Below are 16,420 nucleotides of genomic sequence, written 5' to 3'. Positions count from 1 at the left end.
CGAAGTTGGAATTGAACCGAATTCGTGGACGGTTTTCTTACGCTGCCAGAATGACCATGGGCTGCTCGCGCCGCTCGAACTCGGCGGGGCTTAGGTAGCCGAGCGCCGAGTGCCGTCGCTGCGGGTTGTAGAATATCTCGATGTAGTTTGCGATGGCATCGCGCACCGCGGCGCGCGTCGTCCAGGGACGGCGGTGGATGAGCTCCTTCTTGATGGTGGCGAAGAAGCTCTCGGCGACGGCGTTGTCCCAGCAGTTGGCCTTGCGGCTCATGCTGCAGACGATGCCGTTGTCGCGCAGCTGCTTGCGGTAGTCGCCGCTGGCGTACTGGCTGCCGCGGTCCGAGTGGTGGAGTAGCCCGTCGTCCGGGCAGCGCCTGCCCAGGGCCATCTGCAGCGCGCTGGTGACCAGCTCTGTGCGCATGTGGTCAGCGGCAGCCCACCCCACGACACGGCGCGAGAAGAGGTCGACGATGACCGCCAAGTACATCCATCCCTCCCAGGTCCACACGAACGTGATGTCCGTGACCCACGCGGTGTTGGGCGCGGCCACCTCGAACTGGCGGTCCAGCGTGTTGGGCGCAATCGCGAGGTCGTGGTTGGAGTCGGTGGTCTTGCGGAAGGCCTTCTTGACGCATCCCTGTAGGCCTTCCTCGCGCATGAGGCGCGCGACCTTGTTGCGGCTCACGGTGAAGCCCTCGGCCTGGAGGTCGGCATGCACGCGCGGGCTGCCGTACGTGCGGCGGCTGGTTGCATGCGAGACCCGCACCTTGGCCCGCAAGAGGTGGTCCGCCTTGGCTCGAGCGCTCTCCGGACGGTGCACCCAGGCGTAGTACCCAGACATCGCGACCTGCATGACCCGGCAGAGTGCCGTGACCGAGTGATTGCCCTTCTCCGCGAGGATGAACTTGAATCTCATCCCCTTTCCTTCGCGAAGAAGGTTGCCGCTTTTTTTAGAATCTCGCGGTCCTCTCTGAGCTGCCGAACCTCGCGTCGCAGCTTTGTGAGTTCGTCACGCTCGGTCGTGGTCAGGGCACCCGGTGTCCCCTTGCCCGCGTCCACCGCCTGCTGCTTGACCCAGCTCCGCAGCACTGACGGGGCCACGTCCAGGCTCCGCGAGACCTCCGCGATCGTCCTCTCCCCGGACTCGAATATCCGGACCGCGTCCTGCTTGAACTCGGTGGTGAAGGTTCTCTTTTTTCTCTTCGTCACTTGGGACTCCTCCTGCGCATCATCGCGATAAACGGGGTGTCCACAAATTCGGGGCAGGTCTAGTACCGCGGATCGGAAGTTCGCTCCGAGTTTCACTCGCGGGGAGCGAGTAGCCAAGGGTAGTCGGTGAGCAGGGCACTGAAGATTTCCATGCGGTTGGCGCGGAGGCCGACCTGCTCCCAGCGGCCGGCGGAGGTGGGTACCTCGGTTCCCACCACTGCTTGGTTACGCGCCGCAGGCTGAAGTGGTTGATGGCGTCGCGCTCTGGGCCCGAGACGACGGTGAGGAACTCACCGCGTCGGCGTGCGCGAAGGTGCTGGAAGCCTTTGCGGCTGTGGAAGAACGAGTGGGTTCCTTCGACGTCGTAGGGCTCAGCGGCGAATTTCGGCATGGCGCCGCATCATGCCGCACGAAGCAGGGGCTGTTCAAAGCAGCCATCGAACGTCCACCGGAAGGGCTTGCGCTCGTAGAGGTTCCAGTAGCGAGCGAAGGCCTCGACCTCCTGCTTGATGCGACCTTGGTGCTCGAAGGAACCGTGACGGATCACGCGACGTTGGAGGATGGAGAACCAGAGCTCGACCTGGTTGACCCACGAGGCGTGCACCGGCGTGTGCACGAACTCGAAGGGGTGCTGCGGTCTGCGTTGAAGCGCTCCCAGCGGTCATCCTTGCCCTCGTGATGGATGTTCAGGTTGTCCCACGACGATCACGCGCTTGCCTCGATAGCGTCGCGCCACGGCCTGCATGAAGCGCGTCAGGGTCGCGGCGTCGCGCTTGTCCACCACCTCGGTGGTGACCTCTCCCGTCACGACGTTCAGCGCCGCGAGCAGGTGTCCGACGCCATGTCGCACGTACTCGAAGTCGCGCCGAACGACACCGTCCGGTCCGACCGTCGTTGGGAACCGGCGCTCCAGCGTCTGCAAAGGCTTCTCGTCGATGCAGAGCACGACGGCGTCGGCAGGCGGGTTGCGGTACAGGTCGCAGATGCGCGCCACCTTCTCGCGGAAACACGGGTCGGGGCTGTGGAGCCATTGCCGCACGCGATGAGGCTTGAGCCCCTTCGCGCTCAAGATCCGCTGAACTGAGCTACGGCTGATTGCGACCCCGTGCGCAACGTGAGAGCCATCGATAGCGCGCCCTGTGTCCAGGTGTCGCGGAAGGGAGTGAGCAGCTTGTCGGGCTTGTCGCATGCGAGCTGGAGCACGGTGCAGCGCGTCTCCGCCACGATCACGCGCGGTCGACCCGGACGGTCGCCGTCGCGAAGAGACTCGACGACAGGGGCCTGCTCCCAGCGCGCCCGCCACTTCCTGACCGAGCGGTCGCACGTGCCCAACGCCCGCGCGGTCTCGGTGGTGCCTACGCCTGCTGCCAGTGAGAGGATCATGCGTGCCCGTCGGACAGCCTCGAAAGGCGCCGTCCGGCTCGAGGCCAGCTCACGAACGCGATGACGCTCAAGCAAAGGGATGAACGTTGTCCGCGCCTTCGGCCCACGACTCATCGCCCCTGAACCCCCCACCGCACACTTCTATTTCCGTCATGCGCAAACTCGGATCGGATTTCCGGGCGGCGGTACTAGTCGACACCTTTCACGGCCACCCTGATCCGTACGCGTGCCCCGAGCACGAGACGCGCCGCTCGATCGCGCTCTACTACTTCACGGAGGGCGAGCCCGTTCGCGTCAGGTCCACCGAGTACCGCGCTCGCCCTGGTGACAGCCGCACGAAACGCGGGCTGATCTGGGCAGACAAGATGCTGCTCCGCGCATACGATCGGGTCAAACGCATCACCGGGATCGACGACCGTGCAGCGAGCCGCATCCTCGCTTGGTTGGACCGATACACACGCCGATAGCCAGCACTCACCGCACGACTCAGCGCGCGGTGTCGTCCGCGTCGTCGCCCTGCAGGATGTCGTCGTTGTCGAGGTCCAGGCACTCCCCGGTAGCCTCGCCGTACGGCGTCTCGCCCAGGAAGTTGCCCGCGGTGCCGTACTCGCAGACCACCACGGTGGCCCCGCCGCAGGTGGCCACGCCGCAGCCGAGCGCGGTGGTGTCGGCCCAGACGATCTGCGTGTAGTGCCCGAAGGCCCCGAAGTTGCCCTGCGTGACGGGCGTGCCGAAGTCGTACTCGCTGCGCTCGCTGGCCCAGTTGGTGGTGGCGCCCACGCCGCTCAGTCCGCCGGTGCTGCCGGCCAGGTTCTGTCCCAGGCTGCTGAAGCCCGCGATGTTGGCGCGGTCCGCGTTGCTGCTGTGCTCGAGCCCGCAGTTGTTGGTGGCGGCCAGGTGGTCGGCCCAGTCCTGCGCGTGGTCGGCGATGCCGTCGTCCCACTCGAGCGGGTCGAGGCCCACGCGGTGCCGCCAGACGTTGTGCGCCTCGGTGGTGCCCGCGAGCGCGGCCGGCTCACCCTGCGAGAGGGCGCTGTCGTGCACGTAGTCGCATTCTGCCGGGACACCCCGATCGGGGCGTGGACCCTGGTCGGCGGGCGTGTTGTCGCCGCCACCACCGCCGCAGCCCATGGCGGCCGGCAGGAGCGTGAGCCAGAGGCTCGCGAGAGACGTTGCAGGCGTGAGGGTGAGTGGGGGTCGACGGCTCATGGGTGCAGTGTAACCTCAGGCGCCCATGGCCAGCCTCTACTTCTACTACTCCGCGATGAACGCCGGGAAGAGCACCACGCTGCTGCAGTCGGCGCACAACTACCAGGAGCGGGGCATGCGCTGCCTGCTCTTCGCGCCGCGCATCGACGGGCGCTACGGCGAGGGCAAGATCACGTCCCGCATCGGGCTCCAGGCCGACGCACGTGTGTTCGAGCGCGACGCGGATCTCTTCGCCAGCGTGCGCGACGACGTGGCGCAGCAGCCGCTGCACTGCGTGCTGGTGGACGAGGCGCAGTTCCTGAGCAAGACGCAGGTGTTGCAGCTGACCCTGGTCGCCGACGAGCTGGACGTGCCCGTGCTCTGCTACGGCCTGCGCACGGACTTTCGTGGTGAGCCCTTCGAGGGCAGCCAGTACCTGCTGGCCTGGGCGGACCGGCTCGAGGAGATCAAGACCATCTGCCACACGGGCCGCAAGGCCACCTTCAACGCGCGCTTGGACGGCACGGGCGCGCGGGTGCTCGAGGGTGCACAGATCGACGTGGGCCACCACTACGTGGCCATGAGCCGCAAGGAGTTCGGGCTGGCCGAGGTGCAGGGCTATGCCCCGGGCGCGGCTCCCGTCAGTCGGGGAGATGATCGCGCGGGTTGACCCCCAGCGCCATGCACAGGTCGCGCAGCGCGCCGATCTCGCTGCGCGTGACGTTCGCGTTGGCCTGCATGGCCAGCTTGGCCGCATCCAGCAGCAGCGTGCGCGTGGCGGCGTCCTTGCCCACCTCGCGCACCAGCTCGAGCGCCCGCGTGCGGCCCACCTGCAAGTCGGTCTGAAGCGCCTCGGCGAAGGTGCGCAGGGCCTGCGCCAACTTGCTCTGGTCCACCTTCTCGAAGCGGGCGTCGCTCTCGGCCAGGCGCACGTACTCGCGTAGCTCGGCGTCGTCCAGGTCGCCGTCCGCGCAGGCGATCAAGCAGTAGGCCGCGCTCACGCCGCGCAGCAAGGGGTCGGTCACGTCCCCGTCGAAGCGAGCGAAGGCGGCGATGGCGATGGCTTGGCTCTTGTCGATCTCCATGCGGGGACCATACACCATCGCGGCGGTGTTCAGCCCACCCAGACGCGTGCGTTGCGGAACATGCGCAGGAAGGGCGCCGCCTCGCCCCAGCCGTCTGGGCGCCAGCTGTGCTGCACGCTGCGGAACACGCGCTCCGGGTGCGGCATCATGATGGTCACGCGGCCGTCCGGCGTGGTCACGCTGGCGATGCCTCCCGGCGAGCCGTTGGGGTTCGCGGGGTAGGTGTGGGCCACGTTGCCGCGGTTGTCCACGAAGCGCATCGCGATGAGGCTCTCGTCCTCCAGGCGCAGCTGGTGGTCGTGCCCCTCGAGCTCGGCGCGGCCCTCGCCGTGCGCCACCGCGATGGGCAGACGCGCGCCCTCCATGCCCTCGAAGAACAGGCTGGGGGAGCGGCGGATCTCCACCAGGCTGAGGCGCGCCTCGAAGCGTAGCGAGCGGTTCTGCACGAAGCGCGGCCAGAGCTCGGCGCCGGGCACGATCTCGCGCAGCGTGCTCATCATCTGGCAGCCGTTGCAGACGCCCAGCGCGAACGTGTCGCGGCGATGGAAGAAGGCCTCGAACTCGTCGCGCACGCGCGTGTTGTAGAGCACGCTCTTGGCCCAGCCCTCACCGGCGCCGAGCACGTCGCCGTAGCTGAAGCCGCCGCACGTGGCGAGGCCGCGGAAGCGCGAGAGCGACACCTCGCCCGAGAGCAGGTCGCTCATGTGCACGTCCACGCACTCGAAGCCGGCGCGGTCGAACGCGGCCGCCATCTCCACCTGCCCGTTGACGCCCTGCTCGCGCAGGATGGCCATGGGCGGGCGCACGCCGGTGTTGATGAACGGCGCGGCCACGTCTTCACCGGGCGCGAAGGGCACGCTCACGCTCATGCCCGGGTCGGTCGGGTCCGTGCGGGCCTCTTGCTCTTCGTCGGCGCAGGTGGGGTCGTCGCGCAGCGCCTGCATGCGGTGCGTGGTGTCGCTCCAGATGTCGCGCAGGAACACGCGCGACTCGTCCAGCACCACCTTGCCGTGCAGGGAGAAGCACAGCTGGTCGTCGTCGCGCAGCTTGCCGATGGCGTGCGCGCAGCCGTTGAGGCCGTGCGACGCGAACGTGAGCAGCACCTCCTCGAGGTCGTCGCTGCGCACCTGGATGACCGCGCCCAGCTCTTCGTTGAAGAGGATGGGCAGCGCCTCGCCGCCCAGGCCGTCCAGCCGGATGTCGAGCCCCGTGCCGCCCGCGAAGGCCATCTCGGCCAGCGTGGCGAAGAGGCCGCCGTCGGAGCGGTCGTGGTAGGCCAGCACGCGCCGCTCGCGGTTGAGGCGCTGGATGGCGTCGAAGAAGCCGATGAGCAGCTCCGGGTCGTCGAGGTCCGCGGGCTCGTCGCCCAGCTGCTCGTACACCTGCGCCAGCGCGCTCGCGCCCAGACGGTTCTGCTCCATGCCCAGGTCGATGAGCACCAGCACCGTGTCCCCGCGGTCGCGGCGCAGCTGTGGGGTGAGCGCCTTGCGTGCGTCGAACACCGGCGCGAAGGCCGTGACGATGAGCGACAGCGGCGCCGTGACGCTCTTGGCCTCGTCGCCCTCGCGCCACGTGGTGCGCATGGACATGCTGTCCTTGCCGACCGGGATGGCGATGCCGAGCGCGGGGCACAGCTCCATGCCGATGGCCTTCACCATGTCGAACAGGCCGGCGTCCTGGCCGGGGTGCCCAGCCGGTGCCATCCAGTTGGCGCTCAAGCGCACCAGCGACAGCTGCTCGATGGGCGCGGCCGCCAGGTTGGTGATGGCCTCGCCGATGGCCATGCGCGCGGACGCCGCAGGCTCCAGCAGCGCGATGGGCGTGCGCTCGCCGAGAGCCATGGCCTCGCCCACGTAGGTGTCGAAGCCGGCGGTGGTCACGGCGCAGTCCGCCACGGGCACCTGGAAGGGCCCCACCATCTGGTCACGCGCCACCAGGCCGGTCACCGTGCGGTCGCCGATGGTGATCAGGAAGGTCTTGTCCGCCACGGTGGGCAGGCGCAGCACGCGCAGCGCGGCCTCGCGCACGTCCATGTCGCTGGTGTCGAGCGGCTTCGGCAGCGTGGCGATGCTGCGCACGTCGCGCGTCATCTTGGGCGGCTTCCCGAACAGCACGGACAGCGGCAGGTCGATGGGCGTGTCGCGGAAGTGCGCGTCCGCGACGGTGAGGTGCTCTTCCTCGGTGGCCTGGCCGAGCACCGCGTAGGGTGCGCGCTCACGCTTGCACATGGCGTCGAACATGGGCAGCGCGTCGGGCGCGATGGCCAGCACGTAGCGCTCCTGCGACTCGTTGCACCAGATGGCCAGCGGGCTCATGCCCAGCTCGTCGTTGGGCACCGCGCGCAGCTCGAACTTGGCCCCGCGCGCCGAGTCGTGCACCAGCTCCGGCAGCGCGTTGCTCAGGCCGCCTGCACCCACGTCGTGGATGGACACGATGGGGTTCGCGTCACCCAGCTGCCAGCAGCGGTCGATGACCTCTTGGCAGCGCCGCTCCATCTCGGCGTTGTCGCGCTGCACCGAGGCGAAGTCGAGGTCCTCGGCGCTCTGGCCACTGGCCATGGAGGAGGCCGCGCCGCCACCGAGCCCGATGAGCATGGCGGGCCCACCCAGCACGATGATGTGCGCGCCCGGCGGGATGCGCTGCTTCTCCACGTGCCCCGCGCGGATGCTGCCGTAGCCGCCCGCGATCATGATGGGCTTGTGGTAGCCGCGCACCTCGGTGCCCGCGGGCCCAGCGCAGCGCTGCTCGAACGTGCGGAAGTAGCCGGCCAGGTTGGGGCGCCCGAACTCGTTGCTGAACGCCGCGCTGCCGAGCGGCCCCTCCAGCATGATGTCCAGGGCCGACGCGATGCGCTCGGGCTTGCCGTAGTCGTGCTCCCACGGCTGGATGGCGTCCGGCAGGCGCAGGTTGCTGACCGAGAAGCCCGCGAGACCTGCCTTCGGCTTGCCGCCGCGGCCGGTGGCGCCTTCGTCGCGGATCTCACCGCCGGCGCCCGTGGCCGCACCCGCAAACGGCGCGATGGCCGTGGGGTGGTTGTGCGTCTCCACCTTGATGAGCACGTGCACCGGCTCGGTGGTCTTCTGGTAGACGCGCCGCTCGGCGTCCGGGAAGAAGCGCTCCGCCTCGCTGCCTTCGAAGACCGCCGCGTTGTCGCTGTAGGCCGACAGGATGCCGTTGGGCGACCGCTCGTGCGTGTAGCGGATCATCCCGAAGAGCGAGCGCGTCTGCGGCTTGCCGTCCACCACCCAGTTGGCGTTGAAGATCTTGTGCCGGCAGTGCTCGGAGTTCGCCTGCGCGAACATCATGAGCTCCACATCGTTGGGGTTGCGGCCCAGCGTGCGGAACGCGTCCACCAGGTAGTCGAGCTCGTCGTCGGCCAGCGCCAGCCCGAGCGTTTGGTTGGCGGCCTCGAGCGCCGCGCGCCCGGCCCCCAGAACGTCCACGCTGGTGAGCGGGGTGGGCACGTCCACGCGGAACAGCGCGCCGGCCTCGGCCTCGCTGCGCAGCACCGACTGCGTCATGCGGTCGTGCAGCAGCGCGGCCACGCTCTTCAGCGTGGTTTCGAGGTCGGCGTCCGGGCGCTCGAGCTCCCCCTTCAGCACGTAGCGCAGCCCGCGCTCGAGGCGCGTGACCTTGGTGAGCCCGGTGATGTGCGCGATGTCCGTGGCCTTGCTGGACCAAGGCGAGCGCGTGCCGAGGCGCGGCACCACCAGCAGCGTGGTCCCGTCCAGCTTGCGGCGCGGCACGCTCGGCCCGTACTCGAGCAAGCGGTCCAGCAGCGCGCCTTCCTTGTCGTCGAGCGCAGCGCTCAGCTCCACGAAGTGAACGTACTCCGCGTAGACACCCCGCACGCCGGGGGCAGCCGCTCGCACCCGCTCGAACAGCTTCTGCGTCTGGTGGTCGGAGAGCGCAGGCGCGCCACGAAGCGTCAGCATGGCCGGGGCATAGCAGCCTCGGGTGGTTCAGGCACGGCGGCAGACGGCTTGCGCTAGAGCGATTGGCACCCCGGACTGAAGCCTGATGATCCTACAGATCTCGCCAGGTGGCCGATTCGCTATGCTGCAAGGTTCTATGGGCACCCTCGGCTTCCAGCCGGGGGTGCCCCTAAGCCCGAATCCGCGACACCACCCAGTCGCCCACCGCGCGCGTGCCCAGCGCCCCGCCCACGTCCGCTGTGCAGTTTCCGTTCAAAAGCCCCTCCCGGACGATGCCGCGCAGGAGCTCCTCATCTTCCGGGTAGCCGAAGTGGGCCAGCATCATCCCCACGCTGAGCACGGTGGCGAACGGGTTGGCTCGGTCTTTTCCGGCCAGGTCCGGCGCGCTGCCGTGCACCGGCTCGAACAGGGCCACGTGCTCGGGCTCGTTGGGCCGCAGGTTGGCGCTGGGGGCCATGCCCATCCCGCCCTGTAGCGCCGCGGCCAGATCGCTGATGATGTCGCCGAACAGGTTGCAGGCCACGATGACGTCGAAGCGCGCCGGGTCCTGCACCACGAACAGGCACAGCGCGTCCACGAACAGCTGCTCGGCCACGATCTCCGGGTACTCGGCGGCCACCTCGCGGAACGTGCGCAGCCACAGCCCATGCGCGTGGGGCATGGCGTTGTGTTTGTCGGCCAGCGTGACCTTGCGGCGCCCGCTGCGGCGCGCGAACTCGAAGGCCGCTCGGATGATGCGCTCCACCCCGAGGCGCGTGTAGACCGCCTCCGTGATGGCCACCTCGTGCGGCGTGCCCTGCTTGAGCGTGCCGCCGATGCCAGCGTAGAGGCCCTCGGTGTTCTCGCGAAACACCACGAAGTCGCAGTCGCTCGCGCTTCGGCCCTTGAGCGGCATCAGCCGGTCGGAGAGGCACAGCACCGGGCGGACGTTGGCGTACAGGTCGAAGCCGAAGCGCATGCCGAACAGGATGTCGTGCGCGTGACGGTTGTCGGGCACGCGGCGGTCCCCCACGGCGCCCAGCAGCACGGCGTGGAACTCGCTCTTCAAGCGGCTGCGCACGTCGTCGGGGAACGTGACTCCGTCGCGCAGGAAGCGCTCGGCGCCCAGGTCGAACGACTCGCACGAGAGGTCACGTGCGCGGACCTCGCGGAGGGCCGCGATCACCTGGGCGCCCACGGCCACCACCTCGGGGCCCACGCCGTCACCGCCGATGAGCGCGATGTTGCGGGCGCTCATCAGAGCTCCTGAAGCTCGGGGGTCGGCGGGGGCGGGGCAGGAACCTCGGCAGGAGCGGGCACGTCGGTCGGCGCTTCCTCGTCCGGGCTGGGTTCGTCGTCGCCCGTGGGGGCCTCCCCATCCAGCGCGGCGGACTGCTCGGCGCGCAGCCGGTAGGTGCGGGCGTTGGCCTCCACCAGCAGCCGGTCTTGGTTGGCGCGCTGACGTTCGGTGTCCAGCTCTTCGTAGCGCCACACGATGCCGTACCAGTCTTCGCCGCCACCCGTGACGCGCAGGGTGCCGCCGCGGGGGGTCTCCACCACCAGCTCGTCGCCATCTTGGCGCTGGCTCAGCGGCGCGCCGATGCGCCCGGCCAGATCGCTCATGCACTCGCGGTCGCAGCGGTCGGCGAACAGCGCGGCGGCGTCCTCCATGTTCACCGCCGAGCCCAGCTCGGCCAGCGCGTCGGCCCGCTGGTCCTCGGGGTAGGTGGTGCGGATCAGCTCGGCCGCTGCGCGCCGATCGGCCACGATGGAGGCCATGGCGTGGCGCGAGCGCGCGTCGATGACGCGGAACAGCGCTCTTGGGTCACGGCGCTCGATGGCGCGGGCGGCGTACTCCAGCATGCCCGGCAGCGTGCGTGGGTCTGGCTCGCCCGTGCACGCTTGGAGCAGCAGCCCGAGGGAGAGGGGAATGAAAATCCAGGTCTTCACCGGGCGCAGCTTGACACATCGGCCCATGCGAGAGACGTTTAGCGCCAATTCCACTTTAGGTTCCGCACCCTTCATGAACTTCATCGCGGCAGGTCTCTCGGACGTCGGTAGGCATCGAGAGCACAACGAAGATAGCTTCTGCATCCTTCCGGAGCACCGCCTGTTCATCGTCGCGGATGGAATGGGGGGCCATCGGGCCGGAGATGTCGCCAGCAAGATGGCCACGCACGCCATCGCGTCCTTCTTCGAAGCCACCAGCTCGGAAGACGCCACGTGGCCGTTCAGCTTCGACCCGCACCTCTCGGTGGACGAGAACCGCCTGCTGACCGGCATCAAGATCGCCAACCGCAAGATCTTCGACGCCTCGGTCAAGCACCGCGAAGTGCACGGCATGGGGACCACGGTGGTCAGCATCCTCCTGAGCCGCGACAAGGGGCAGACGTTCATCGCGCACGTGGGCGACAGCCGTGCCTACCGCGTGCGCCGCGGCGCCATCGAGCTGCTCACGCGTGACCACAGCCTGGTCAACGACTACCTCATGGTCATGCCGGACATGACGGCCGAGCAGGTGGCAGAGCTCCCCAAGAACGTCATCACACGCGCCCTCGGCATGCAGGACTCGGTGGCCGTGGACCTCCTGCCCGACGCGCCGCAGCCCGGCGACGTCTACGTGCTCTGCTCCGACGGCCTGAACGGCATGATCGAAGACGCCACCATCAACGCCATCGCCACGCGTGCCGGGGACGACATGGAGCAGCTGGTGGCCGAGCTGGTGAAGGAAGCCAACGCCAACGGCGGCGACGACAACGTCACGGTGGTGGCGGTGCTCATCACCGAGTGAGCGGTGTCGGGATGACGCCCTGTCATCACCGCTCCACCATGGTCTGCCATTTTGTCTCGCTGCTGGCCCGTCCGTTGGGACCCGGTGGCCGGGATCACGCGCGATATCGCTGAAACCCCGCATGTTCGAGCCCTGTCGCCGGGTGGCATGCAGCGTGCACTACCGTCCCCCGTGCTACGCCGAATCTTCCTCCCCTTCCTGGTGGTCTTCGTCTTGGTCAGCGCCGTCTCCGCGGTGGCCGATGCCTTGGTGGTCACCGAGACCGAGCGCCTCGGGGAGCTCGCCAGTGTGTTCACCAGCGAGGAGCCCGGCCGCCGGGTGGACGAGCTGCTGCGCTACGTGGCACCCGAGCGCGAGGCCCTCGAAGTGACCGTGGGCGGCCGTCACCGGGACTTCGCCGAGGGCGACGAGGTGGACGCCGCCGACACGCTGCGCGCCGCGCTCGACTTCGCCGAGCAACGCGACGTGCAGTCCGTGCAGCAGACCGTGAACCATGACGGTGGCTCGGCCGTGGTGGCCCTGCGCCTTCGTGCCAGCGGCGACTTGCACGACGTGACGCTCTACCTGAACCGCCACGACGACCGCTGGCTCACGCGGCGCATCGTGATCCGCTGAGGGGCGAGGCTCGATTGGGACCCACGGCTTGAAAGACTTCAGTCCGGGGTGCCCACTTCAGTCCTCGGGCACCGGATACGGCGGGTACTGCGGCACGTCGGCAGGGATGAACCACTGCTCGCCCCAGATGCTGGCGCCTCCGTCGATGTACATGGTCTGGCCGGTGATGAAGTCGGCGTAGGTGGAGCACAGGTAAGTGATGAGGTGCGTGACCTCTTCGCCCGTGCCCAGGCGCTTCACCGGGCACGCCTTGATGGCGTTCTCCAGCAGCGAGGGCGGGTACTGCCGGGTGCCGCTGGTCTTGATGACGCCCGGCGCCACCGCGTTCACGCGGATGCCGTGCATGGCCCACTCGACGGCCAGCGTCTTGGTCATGTTCTCCACGCCGGCGCGCGCCGCCCCGGTGTGCACCATGCCGGGAAAGCCCCGCGCGATCTGCGCGATGATGTTCACCATGCGGCCGCGCTTCTGCGGGATGAAGAAGCGGTTGGCCACCGCGTGGGTCATGTTCCAGGTGCCCAGCAGGTTGTTCCGCACCACGGCGCCGAAGCCCTTCGGGGAGATCATGGCCGCGGGGCTCGGGAACTGGCCGCCGGCGTTGTTCACCAGGATGTCCACCTTGCCGAAGCGCTCTTGGATGGCGCTCAGCATGGCGTCGATGGACTCGGGCTCGCGGATGTCGCAGCTGCCCTGGTGCACCTCGATGCCCAGCGCCTCCAGCTTGGTGGCGGCTTCCAGCAGTGGCTCGGGGCGGCGGCCGCAGATGGCCACCTTGGCGCCCAGCCGGCCCAGCTCTTCGGCCACCAGGAGGCCGATGCCCGTGCCACCGCCCGTCACGATAGCGACGTCACCCTCGAACAGACCCGGTCGGAAAATGCTCTCCATGTGTCCTCACAATGAATGACGATTCATTCAGCCGTAGAGTAGGTCGAGGGCCGCCCGGTGGCAAGGCGTCCGCGCACGCTGCCACGATGAGCATGCGCGGCCCGGGGCTCAGCCAGCCGGGGAGATGCGCTCGCGGCCGCCCACGTAGGGGCGCAGGGCCTCGGGGATGATGACCGAGCCGTCCGCCTGCTGATAGTTCTCGAGCAGCGCCACCAGCGTGCGGCCAATGGCCAGACCCGAGCCGTTGAGCGTGTGCAGCAGGCGTGGCTTCTGCTTGGGCGCTGGCCGGAAGCGGGCCTTCATGCGGCGGGCCTGGAAGTCGCCGAACCACGAGCAGCTGGAGATCTCGCGGAACGTGTTCTGCGACGGAATCCACACCTCGAGGTCGTAGGTCTTCTGCGAGCCGAAGCCCATGTCGCCTGCGCACAGCTGCACCACGCGGTAGTGCAGCCCGAGGCGCTTCAGGATCTCCTCGGCGTGGGCCGTGAGCTTCTCGTGCTCGGCTTCCGCTTGTTCGGGGGTCACGAAGCGCACCAGCTCCACCTTGTCGAACTGGTGCTGGCGGATCATCCCGCGTGTGTCGCGCCCGTGGGCTCCGGCCTCACTGCGGAAGCAGGGGGTGTACGCGCAGTACGCGCGGGGCAGGGTGTCGGCCTCCAGGATCTCGTCGGCGTGCAGGTTGGTGACGGGCACCTCCGCCGTGGGGATCAGGTACAGCTCGTGGCCGCTGGCGTCGCTCTCTGCCTCCCACTCCGCGTCCTTGGCGATGCGGAACAGGTCCTTCGCGAACTTGGGCAGGTTGCCCGTTCCGCGCAGCGCGCTGTCCTTCACCAGCGCGGGCACCCAGACCTCCTGGTAGCCGTGCTCGTCGGCGTGGATGTCCATCATGAACTGCATGAGCCCGCGCTCGAGCCGCGCGCCCAAGCCGTGCAGCACCACGAAGCGGGCCCCGCTCAGCTTGGTGCCGCGCTCGAAGTCGAGGATGCCCAGGCGCTCGCCGAGCGCCACGTGGTCCAGCGGCTCGAAGCCGAACTCGGGGCGCTGGCCGTGCACGCGCAGCTCCACGTTGTCGTGCTCGTTCTTGCCGTCGGGCGTGCTGGGCGCGGGCAGGTTGGGCAGCGTGAGCAGCAGCGCCTCCAGCTCGGCGATGCCCGCGTCGGCGGCCAGCTCGGACGCCTTGATGCGGTCACCCAGCGCGCGCAGGGCGTCGCGCTTCTCGGCGAACTCGGGCGAGCGCTTGTCGGCCACCTTGGCCATCTCGGCGCTCTCGCGGTTGAGCTGCTCGCGCAGCGCGTCGGTCTCGGCGATGGCGGCGCGGCGCGCCTGGGCGAGCGCGGCCAGGCGGTCCAGCGTGGCCTCGTCGGTGAAGCCACGGCGGGCGAGCCCGGCTTTGACCTCGGGCAGGTTATCGGTGACGAAGCGCGGATCCAGCATGCCGGCGGGTGTACCCCGCAGGCGCCGCCGGATCCAGCGGAGTTTATGGCCTGCTCAGTACAGGTCGTCGTCTTCGAGGCTGGGGACCGGCAGCGGCTGCGGGAGGGCCAGCGGCTCGCGCTCCTCGATGCGCGCTCCCAGGTCACCGATGTCGAAGCAGCGCACGAGCTTGCGCTCGAAGTCCACCACGATGAAGCCGGGGGAGTCGTCGCGCCGCAGGGTGCCCGCGTTGACCACGACCAGCCCCTGGAAGCGCCGCACCATGCGCTCGTGCGTGTGGCCGGCCAGCATGTACTGCACGCTCGGGTCCAGCATGAGCTCGCGCAGGGCCTCGATCTGGAGGTCGTACCCGCGTGTGGTGCTGCGCAGGAACGACTCGTCGTCCTCGCCCACGGCGTGGCACAGGATGGCGCCGCCGGCGATGGTGGGCAGGCGCAGCGTGCGCGGCAGGCCCTCCAGCATGGCCCGGTTCTCGGGGCGCAGCGTGGGCGTGCAGTTGGCCAGGTGGCGCATCTCGTCGTGCAGGAACCAGCGCTCGTGGTTACCGGCCACCGTGATCACCCCACGCTCGCGCAGGATTGCGAGGGTGGCGTCCGCGTCGCCCACCCCGTCCACGATGTCCCCCACGCACAGGCTCGCATCCACGCCCAGGTGCGCGTCGGCGTGGTCGAGCACGCGCTGCACGCTCTCGGACTCGGCGTGGACGTCGCCGAGCATGAGGAGCCGCGCATAGGGTGGTGTCCCGGGAGACATGGGGCCGCATCCTACGCCAGCCCCCGCCCTCGCGCTCGACATACCCGCTGCGGTCGGTCCTGAGTTATGAAGGCGCATGAGCCGAGTGCCGATCGAACGCGACGTGCCCCTCGCCGGGCGAACCACCCTCGGGCTGGGGGGCTCGGCGCGGCACTTCGCTCGCGCCACCGAGGACGCGCACGTGCTGCAAGCGGTGCGCCACGCGGCGGACCGCGGGATGCCGCTGGCGCTGCTGGGTGGCGGCTCCAACACCATCGTGCCCGACGAGGGCTTCCGCGGGTTGGTGCTCTCCATGGAGACCAGCGGCCACGCGCTCATGCCGCTGGATGACGGGCGGGTGGCGCTGCGCGTGAAGGCCGGCACGCCGTGGCCCAGCGTGGTGAGCGCCAGCGTGGCGCAGGGGCTTGCGGGCCTCGAGTGCCTGGCGGGAATCCCAGGGAGCACCGGCGCTACCCCAGTGCAGAACGTGGGGGCCTACGGGCAAGAGGTCGCGGACACTCTGCTCACGGTGCGCGCGCTGGACCGCAGCACGCTGGACGAGGTCACCTTCACGCGTGAGGCCTGCGAGTTCGCCTACCGAGACAGCGTGTTCAAGCGCGACCCGCACCGCTACGTGGTGCTGGAGGTGACGTTCGCGCTCACGCGTGGTGGCCCACCCGCCGTGCGCTACGCCGAGCTCGAGCGAGCCATCACTGCGCTGGTTCCGGAGGGGCAGCCCACGCTCCAGCAGGTGCACGACACCGTGGTCGCCCTGCGCCGCGCGAAGGGCATGGTGCTGGACCCCGACGACGTGGACACGCACAGCGCGGGCTCGTTCTTCACGAACCCCATCGTGAGCGAGGCGCAGGCCACGCAGGTGCGTGAGCGCGCGGTGGCGGCGGGGGTGGTGAGCGCAGGGAGCGAGCTGCCCAGCTGGCCTGAGAGCGGCGGCCGCGTGAAGCTGGCGGCGGGGTGGTTGATCGAGCGCGCTGGCGTGACGAAGGGGCTGCGGCGGGGACACGTGGGCGTCAGCAGCAAGCACGCGCTTGCGCTGGTGCACCACGGCGGCGGCACCACCGCCGAGCTGTTGGCGCTGGCCGACGAGGTGGCTGCGCGCGTGGAGGCAGCGTTCGGCGTCACGCTGCAGCGTGAGCCGCAGCTGCTGGCAGGGGTGCGCGCCTAGC

General features: G+C 69.3%; 17 protein-coding genes. 5 read left to right on the top strand and 12 right to left on the bottom strand.

Annotation, left to right across the window (positions count from 1 at the left end):
- Positions 1–37 precede the first annotated feature (37 nt).
- The 4 genes from IPI43_10370 to IPI43_10355 form a co-directional block, all read right to left on the bottom strand.
- A protein-coding gene (locus IPI43_10370) for an IS3 family transposase (GenBank protein ID MBK7774530.1) occupies positions 38–1,209 on the bottom strand; the annotation gives its coding sequence in 2 pieces (ribosomal slippage) (positions 38–954 and positions 954–1,209; 1,173 coding nt in all).
- Positions 1,210–1,609: 400 nt separating this feature from the next.
- Complete coding sequence (locus tag IPI43_10365) at positions 1,610–1,825, bottom strand: hypothetical protein (GenBank protein MBK7774529.1); 216 nt, start codon at positions 1,823–1,825, stop codon at positions 1,610–1,612.
- A gap of 45 nt (positions 1,826–1,870) precedes the next feature.
- The gene (locus IPI43_10360) at positions 1,871–2,203 is read right to left on the bottom strand and encodes a transposase (GenBank protein ID MBK7774528.1); all 333 of its coding nucleotides are present in this window, start codon (positions 2,201–2,203) and stop codon (positions 1,871–1,873) included.
- 71 nt (positions 2,204–2,274) lie between these two features.
- Positions 2,275–2,592 (bottom strand): helix-turn-helix domain-containing protein, encoded by a 318-nt coding sequence (locus tag IPI43_10355; protein MBK7774527.1) that lies wholly within the window; start codon positions 2,590–2,592, stop codon positions 2,275–2,277.
- A 152-nt stretch (positions 2,593–2,744) separates the two neighbouring features.
- Between IPI43_10355 and IPI43_10350 the strand changes: the two genes are divergently transcribed.
- Positions 2,745–3,059, top strand: coding sequence for a hypothetical protein (locus IPI43_10350; GenBank protein ID MBK7774526.1), 315 nt, complete (start codon positions 2,745–2,747; stop codon positions 3,057–3,059).
- A gap of 19 nt (positions 3,060–3,078) precedes the next feature.
- Here IPI43_10350 and IPI43_10345 read toward each other — a convergent pair whose 3' ends face one another.
- Positions 3,079–3,801: a hypothetical protein gene (locus IPI43_10345; GenBank protein MBK7774525.1), complete on the bottom strand. Its 723-nt coding sequence runs from the start codon at positions 3,799–3,801 to the stop codon at positions 3,079–3,081.
- Between the two features lie 25 nt (positions 3,802–3,826).
- Between IPI43_10345 and IPI43_10340 the strand changes: the two genes are divergently transcribed.
- The gene (locus IPI43_10340; GenBank protein MBK7774524.1) at positions 3,827–4,450 is read left to right on the top strand and encodes a thymidine kinase; all 624 of its coding nucleotides are present in this window, start codon (positions 3,827–3,829) and stop codon (positions 4,448–4,450) included.
- On the opposite strand, the gene IPI43_10335 is transcribed toward IPI43_10340, so the two are convergent.
- The 4 genes from IPI43_10335 to IPI43_10320 all read right to left on the bottom strand — a co-directional run bounded on the left by IPI43_10335 (position 4,422) and on the right by IPI43_10320 (position 10,729).
- Positions 4,422–4,865: a tellurite resistance TerB family protein gene (locus IPI43_10335; protein MBK7774523.1), complete on the bottom strand. Its 444-nt coding sequence runs from the start codon at positions 4,863–4,865 to the stop codon at positions 4,422–4,424. The two genes, IPI43_10340 and IPI43_10335, sit on opposite strands and share 29 nt — an antisense overlap.
- A 29-nt stretch (positions 4,866–4,894) precedes the next feature.
- The gene (purL, locus tag IPI43_10330) at positions 4,895–8,800 is read right to left on the bottom strand and encodes a phosphoribosylformylglycinamidine synthase (GenBank protein ID MBK7774522.1); all 3,906 of its coding nucleotides are present in this window, start codon (positions 8,798–8,800) and stop codon (positions 4,895–4,897) included.
- Positions 8,801–8,969: 169 nt separating this feature from the next.
- A complete protein-coding gene (locus tag IPI43_10325; GenBank protein MBK7774521.1) occupies positions 8,970–10,037 on the bottom strand; it encodes an isocitrate/isopropylmalate dehydrogenase family protein in 1,068 nt (355 codons plus the stop codon).
- Positions 10,037–10,729: a hypothetical protein gene (locus IPI43_10320; protein MBK7774520.1), complete on the bottom strand. Its 693-nt coding sequence runs from the start codon at positions 10,727–10,729 to the stop codon at positions 10,037–10,039. The genes IPI43_10325 and IPI43_10320 overlap by 1 nt, the downstream gene beginning before the upstream one ends.
- Before the next feature lie 73 nt (positions 10,730–10,802).
- Here IPI43_10320 and IPI43_10315 point away from each other — a divergent pair, with 73 nt between their 5' ends.
- Positions 10,803–11,570, top strand: coding sequence for a serine/threonine-protein phosphatase (locus IPI43_10315; GenBank protein MBK7774519.1), 768 nt, complete (start codon positions 10,803–10,805; stop codon positions 11,568–11,570).
- Between the two features lie 171 nt (positions 11,571–11,741).
- Positions 11,742–12,185, top strand: coding sequence for a hypothetical protein (locus IPI43_10310; protein MBK7774518.1), 444 nt, complete (start codon positions 11,742–11,744; stop codon positions 12,183–12,185).
- 57 nt (positions 12,186–12,242) lie between these two features.
- On the opposite strand, the gene IPI43_10305 is transcribed toward IPI43_10310, so the two are convergent.
- The 3 genes from IPI43_10305 to IPI43_10295 form a co-directional block, all read right to left on the bottom strand.
- On the bottom strand, positions 12,243–13,070 hold the full coding sequence (locus IPI43_10305) for an SDR family oxidoreductase (protein ID MBK7774517.1): 828 nt from the start codon (positions 13,068–13,070) through the stop codon (positions 12,243–12,245).
- 108 nt (positions 13,071–13,178) lie between these two features.
- Positions 13,179–14,504 carry a serine--tRNA ligase gene (gene serS / locus IPI43_10300; GenBank protein ID MBK7774516.1) on the bottom strand — a complete coding sequence of 442 codons (1,326 nt, stop codon included), beginning with the start codon at positions 14,502–14,504 and terminating at the stop codon, positions 13,179–13,181.
- Positions 14,505–14,558: 54 nt separating this feature from the next.
- Entirely contained in the window at positions 14,559–15,257 is a 699-nt protein-coding gene (locus tag IPI43_10295; GenBank protein ID MBK7774515.1) for a metallophosphoesterase, read from the bottom strand.
- 76 nt (positions 15,258–15,333) lie between these two features.
- Here IPI43_10295 and IPI43_10290 point away from each other — a divergent pair, with 76 nt between their 5' ends.
- Positions 15,334–16,419, top strand: coding sequence for a UDP-N-acetylmuramate dehydrogenase (locus IPI43_10290; protein ID MBK7774514.1), 1,086 nt, complete (start codon positions 15,334–15,336; stop codon positions 16,417–16,419).
- The last annotated feature ends 1 nt before the right edge of the window (position 16,420 follow it).

The organism is Sandaracinaceae bacterium, from assembly GCA_016706685.1.
Classification (GTDB): Bacteria; Myxococcota_A; Polyangia; order Polyangiales; family Houyiibacteriaceae; genus JADJJE01.
This window is presented reverse-complemented; position numbering and strand designations above follow the sequence as displayed.

What these genes read in the sequence shown, in the direction of transcription:
- IPI43_10355 (MBK7774527.1), bottom strand. Translation starts at nt 2,592, where the DNA reads ATGATCCTCTCACTGGCAGCAGGCGTAGGCACCACCGAGACCGCGCGG.
- IPI43_10350 (MBK7774526.1), top strand. Translation starts at nt 2,745, where the DNA reads ATGCGCAAACTCGGATCGGATTTCCGGGCGGCGGTACTAGTCGACACC.
- IPI43_10345 (MBK7774525.1), bottom strand. Translation starts at nt 3,801, where the DNA reads ATGAGCCGTCGACCCCCACTCACCCTCACGCCTGCAACGTCTCTCGCG.
- IPI43_10340 (MBK7774524.1), top strand. Translation starts at nt 3,827, where the DNA reads ATGGCCAGCCTCTACTTCTACTACTCCGCGATGAACGCCGGGAAGAGC.
- IPI43_10335 (MBK7774523.1), bottom strand. Translation starts at nt 4,865, where the DNA reads ATGGAGATCGACAAGAGCCAAGCCATCGCCATCGCCGCCTTCGCTCGC.
- purL (MBK7774522.1), bottom strand. Translation starts at nt 8,800, where the DNA reads ATGCTGACGCTTCGTGGCGCGCCTGCGCTCTCCGACCACCAGACGCAG.
- IPI43_10325 (MBK7774521.1), bottom strand. Translation starts at nt 10,037, where the DNA reads ATGAGCGCCCGCAACATCGCGCTCATCGGCGGTGACGGCGTGGGCCCC.
- IPI43_10315 (MBK7774519.1), top strand. Translation starts at nt 10,803, where the DNA reads ATGAACTTCATCGCGGCAGGTCTCTCGGACGTCGGTAGGCATCGAGAG.
- IPI43_10305 (MBK7774517.1), bottom strand. Translation starts at nt 13,070, where the DNA reads ATGGAGAGCATTTTCCGACCGGGTCTGTTCGAGGGTGACGTCGCTATC.
- serS (MBK7774516.1), bottom strand. Translation starts at nt 14,504, where the DNA reads ATGCTGGATCCGCGCTTCGTCACCGATAACCTGCCCGAGGTCAAAGCC.
- IPI43_10295 (MBK7774515.1), bottom strand. Translation starts at nt 15,257, where the DNA reads ATGTCTCCCGGGACACCACCCTATGCGCGGCTCCTCATGCTCGGCGAC.
- IPI43_10290 (MBK7774514.1), top strand. Translation starts at nt 15,334, where the DNA reads ATGAGCCGAGTGCCGATCGAACGCGACGTGCCCCTCGCCGGGCGAACC.